This is a genomic window from Candidatus Albibeggiatoa sp. nov. BB20, from assembly GCA_016744725.1.
GTDB lineage: Bacteria > Pseudomonadota > Gammaproteobacteria > Beggiatoales > Beggiatoaceae > Albibeggiatoa.
The window spans coordinates 1-5241 of the sequence record JADGDW010000230.1; the positions used below are offsets into that span (position 1 = coordinate 1).

The following is a 5241-nucleotide window of genomic DNA, read 5'->3' on the forward strand; positions in this document are numbered from 1 at the left end:
ATATAATATAATCAGCTTATTTTCTACAAATCATTAATTTTAATAGAAAAGATGTGAGCTTAAATTAGTTTTACCCCTCATTTTTGCCTAAAATGAATAATCAATCAAAAGAGTTTAATAGCTTGATTTATCTGTGATATTTATACTTTTATTCTGTAGGGATTATTGACGTAAACGATAAAAGCCCAAATAAAGCGATAAACGGTTGTAAATTATTACCATTTAATTTATCCATTACGACACCTTTGCCAACTTCCTATGATTTAATATAATTATCTGATTTTATTGGAATACAGATAATCAAAATATAAGCGCGGCTAATACCTTACGTCCTTCTGCAACTAAAATATTGTAGGTTCTACAAGCTGCTTGTCTATTCATCACTTCAAGGCCAATATGGGCTTCAATCAATGGTATACACAATTTAGGATCAGGAAACTGTTGCTGCAAACCTGTACCTAAAATGACTAATTCAGGTTGCAATGCTCGTAAACGCTTAAAATGGTCTAGCTCTAAGCTGTCGAAGCCATCCACATCCCAATCTGATAAATAATCAGGCATCACAATTAAGCTCTGCTTATAATCTCTTTCATGAATCACAATCGTTTCATCATCATAACGTTGAATATTATTGAATGCTGTTCTGTCTAAGTGTAATTTCATATTTGAAAGGTCTCTTTATGAGTACAGAATAAAACGTGCTAGGCAATCTTATTAAGAATATTCTTATTTATCATTAAATTATCTAATTGTAAAAAAAGCCATACCATAAGTTGATATTGCAATTTAGCGTCTGACTATTAGTTTATAGCATTTGATGAAGATGGATAATAAGGCAGAAAAATGATTTTAGGATTAATTTAATGATAAACTAAAAATATTCGATACAATATCTCTTTTGAATACGAAATAATATACCTTTTCTTAAGTTGGTTGACCAATCATGCCGCCTCTTAGCCTCTATATTCACATCCCTTGGTGTGTACAAAAATGTCCTTATTGTGATTTTAATTCACATGCAGTACAGCAAAATAATGTACCAGAGCACGCTTATATTCAAGCCTTACTCGCTGATTTAGAGCAAGATTTACCCAAAATATGGGGACGCAAAATCATTAGTATTTTTATCGGTGGCGGCACACCTAGTTTATTTTCTCCTGATAATATTGATTTATTACTGACTGAATTACGTAGTCGTCTTAGCATTTTGCCTCAGGCTGAAATTACGCTCGAAGCCAATGTGGGTACAGTGGATAATGCGCATATTCAAGGCTTTAAACAAGCAGGTATCAATCGTTTATCACTTGGTGTCCAAAGTTTTGATGACCATCAACTTAAAGTTTTAGGCCGGATTCATGACCGTAACCAAGCTATTCATGCGATACAAATAACGCAACAGCAATTTGAGCAATTTAATATTGATTTGATGTTTGGTTTGCCGCAACAAAATGTGGAAATGGCGATGAATGATTTACAAATAGCATTGCAATTTAAGCCGCCTCATTTGTCTTGGTATCAATTGACTGTTGAGCCAAATACCTGGTTTTATCACCATCCTCCTAAAACACCAAGTGATGATGAGACTTGGGATATTCAGCAAGCAGGTCAACAATTGCTAGCGCAACAGGGTTATGAAAACTATGAAATATCCGCTTATACCCAAAAAGGTCAAAAGTGTAAGCATAATTTGAATTATTGGCAATTTGGAGATTATTTAGGTATCGGTGCGGGTGCACATGGTAAAATTTCTGATGCAGCACAAAACACGATTACGCGTATGAGCAAACAACGTCATCCACAAACTTATTTAGAAACAGCACACACACCACGAGTGATTGTCCAGCAGCAACAGCTTAATCGTGAAGATATTGGGTTAGAATTTATGTTGAATGCTCTGCGTTTAAAGCAAGGATTTCTTATCCAAGATTTTGAAACATTTACCCATTTACCATTCTCTGACATTGCAACACCTGTGAATCAAGCATTACAAAAAAATTGGCTAGCACAACAGGGTAACTGCATCTATCCAACGGATTTAGGTCAACAATTTCTAAATGATGTGCTCGCGTTGTTTATGCCCGATTCAGATTAATCAATAGAGGTGATGGACATAGTTATTTTAAGGCAATATAGGACTGGCAATCCTAGATTTTAAAACTGATTGATATTTAAAGTATAAAAAGACTACCAGCCCAACATATAAACCAGAATTGACTATATTTAAGAATCAGCATTTTATAACAACAAGGAATTCAAAGTCTTTTTGGCCAAAACTCATCGCTTTGAACTCCTTTAACTGCTATTGAAAATAATACGGTCTCTTTCCTTAATATAAGTTTAAGATTGCTTTTAAATATTAAAAATATCAATCATTTATACAAGTTAAAACTTATTTTAATGGCGACCATGCAGGTTCTCTGACTTCACTTCCTGCTGACACCGCTAAACGCTGCTGTACTTTTCCATCCACAGAAACCGCGGCCAACTCTGAACCCGTTGCGTATAAAATCATACTGCCATTAGGCGCAAAACTAGGGGATTCATCCAACGTTGTCCGAGTCAGAGCATTAACTTGACCACTAGGTAAATGCAAAATTGCAATTTGATAGCCCTTACCATTATTGTGCAACAAGGCTAATTTTTGTCCATCAGGTGAAAATCGTGCTCGGGCATTATAGCGACCAATATAAGTCACACGCTGTGCTTTGCCACCATAAGCCGAAACATGATAAATTTGTGGTGCACCACTACGGTCAGAAGTAAATACTAAAGATTTACCATCAGGCGACCATTCTGGTTCTGTATCAATGGCGGGATTATTGGTAATACGTCTCAAACTGCGTCCACGTAAATTGATGATGTAAATTTCTGGATTACCATCTTTTGATAAGGATAAGGCAATACGTAAACCATCAGGCGACCATGCAGGTGCTGAATTAATCCCTTTGTAATTTGATAATAATTGCCGTTTACCAGAACGGATATTTTGAATATAAACTGCAGTACGTTTATTTTCCATTGAGACATACGCCACTTGAGTTGCATCAGGCGACCATGCAGGTGAAAAGATCGGTTCTGAAGATTTCAACATCACTCGTGGATTTTGCCCATCAGCATCAGCCACATTTAATTGATATTGTTTGGTTTTTCCTCGGCCTTGTACCGTAACATAAACCACGCGAGTACTAAAAATCCCTTTTTCCCCTGTCAGAGTTTGATAAATAATGTCACTGATTTTATGTGCTACACGGCGTAACGTTTGATTATTCGCTTGATAACTGTAACCAATGAGTGATTTATTACCAAAGGCATCAAGCAATTGAAATTTAACTGTAAATCCTGTTGCACTGTTACCTGAAATACTCCCAATGACAACATGAGGCATTCCAATTTGTTGCCAAGCGGAAAAGGTCACTTGAGCGATTTGATTGGGTCGTTCAGGTAATTGATTCACAGGCATGACAGCAAAACGCCCTGTACGATGTAGGTTTGCCGCGATAATTTTAGGTACATTTTGTGGTAATTTTGCGCCTGTATGATTAGCAAAAGGCACAATAGCAATCGGTTGACCGCCCGTACTGCCACCAACAATATCAATATTGAGCGTCGCAGAAACCGAGGAAGTGAAGAAAATAAGTAGTAGAAATATCCAATTTTGCATAGTTATTGAGGTCTAAAGGTAAAGGTGAACGTTTTGAAGCGATCATATAAATCTTGAGGAATGGGTAATGGAGAGGCTTTGTAAACCGCTCTGACCGCTGAGCTATCAAATGCTGCATGGCCACTACTGGCTGAAACTTGAGCATGAGTGACTGCACCATCTGGGGTTAATTTAACTAAAATACGACAAGTTAAATCTAGTGAAGTATGGGCTGGACGCTGCCATTGTTGTATTACACGTCGCTGGATTAAGCCGATAATACGAGCAACTCGTTGATCTTGAGCCGCTTTGCGTTTGGCATCAATTTGACGTTTTATTTCAGTTTCGCGGGCTATTTGACGTTGCCGAGCGACTTTTTTCTGGCGTTCAATTTCTGCTTTTTTTGCTGCTTCTTTGCGCTTACGCTCTTGTTGTGCCTGCTGTTTTGCTTTTTTTTCAGCTTGGCGTTTTAATTCTTGTTCCTTGGCTATTTTTGCTTTGCGCTCTTTTTCTTTGCGTAATTTTTCAGCTTTTTGCTCAGCTTTCTTTTTAGCTTCAGCTTTGCGTTTCGCTTCGGCCTTTTTTTTCTGTTCTAAGTGCTTACGTTTTTCAGCCGCTTTCTCGGCCTGTTGTTTTAATTTTTGCTGTTTTTGACGTAATTTTGCCAAGCGTTGTTGTTCTTGCTGACGCTGTTGTTCTAAAAGTTGCTTCTCTTGTTGTAATTTTTTTAAACGCTTAAGCTCCTTAGTCTTTTCTTGCTCTAAACGAATTTTTTCTAAACGCAGTTCTTCTTGTTTTAATTTTGTATAACGAATCGTAGCTAAACGCTGTTGTTCTGCCCATTTAGCTTGTAATTCTTCTTGTAATGCCTCGGCTTTTGTTGAGCCTAGTTTTGCTAAAAGCTTGGATTCATCGATAGCGACAGCATCAACAACACTATACTGTTTAGCTTCAACCACAGGCTGCTGCTCAAGATTTAACAATAATGCTAAAGCTAAAATAGCATGAAACAGCAGTGTAGCAATTAAAGCGAGAAAGTTTTCATACATGAGTTTGACTCATAAAGTGTAATAGGAGCTAGATTTACTAAACGCAAAATACTGACCATGACTCAAAATGCAAAGAATACTAACTTAAGTTAGGCAAAAATGTTGGTTGTGTCATTCATAATAAAGCTGGATAGATATGCCCCGAAAATTGAAATGGATGAATACATTATCACACAGCGTATTCCATATTGTTCAATCTCAATTCATTTTGCTGGAAAACACGACACTATCCCGTCTTACATGTTTTTATTCTGTTTTTGCAAAAACAATCAAGTTCCCTTGCGTAATTTGAGATTCTAAGTTAAGTCACTTAAATTATAGCAACAAGCCAAGAGAACTCAACATTGCCTGATATCCCAATATCATTAGCGTTTAGATGATAGCAATATTTTAAATCGCTTTTAAATAATATGAAATATTTTAATAGTTTATGCAAATTACAGTGATTTTAAGTCTATTCATTTTACTAGATGCTATAAATCAAATATTTGAATGGGTGATAGCAAAATAATGTGTATCTGAAATAGCTGAATATTTTGGTAATAAATGAAC

4 protein-coding genes are annotated in these 5241 nt (G+C 36.3%); 1 reads left to right on the forward strand and 3 read right to left on the reverse strand.

The features are described 5' to 3' along the window. Positions 1-300: 300 nt before the first annotated feature. Positions 301-663 (reverse strand): Mth938-like domain-containing protein, encoded by a 363-nt coding sequence (locus ABXH34_RS17620; RefSeq protein ID WP_353573195.1) that lies wholly within the window; start codon positions 661-663, stop codon positions 301-303. A 280-nt stretch (positions 664-943) separates the two neighbouring features. Here ABXH34_RS17620 and hemW point away from each other — a divergent pair, with 280 nt between their 5' ends. After that, a complete protein-coding gene (hemW, locus tag ABXH34_RS17625; protein WP_353573196.1) occupies positions 944-2092 on the forward strand; it encodes a radical SAM family heme chaperone HemW in 1149 nt (382 codons plus the stop codon). A 297-nt stretch (positions 2093-2389) separates the two neighbouring features. On the opposite strand, the gene tolB is transcribed toward hemW, so the two are convergent. Beyond that, on the reverse strand, positions 2390-3661 hold the full coding sequence (tolB, locus tag ABXH34_RS17630; protein ID WP_353573197.1) for a Tol-Pal system beta propeller repeat protein TolB: 1272 nt from the start codon (positions 3659-3661) through the stop codon (positions 2390-2392). Positions 3662-3663: 2 nt separating this feature from the next. Next, positions 3664-4689, reverse strand: coding sequence for a cell envelope integrity protein TolA (gene tolA, locus ABXH34_RS17635; protein ID WP_353573198.1), 1026 nt, complete (start codon positions 4687-4689; stop codon positions 3664-3666). Between the last annotated feature and the right edge of the window lie 552 nt (positions 4690-5241).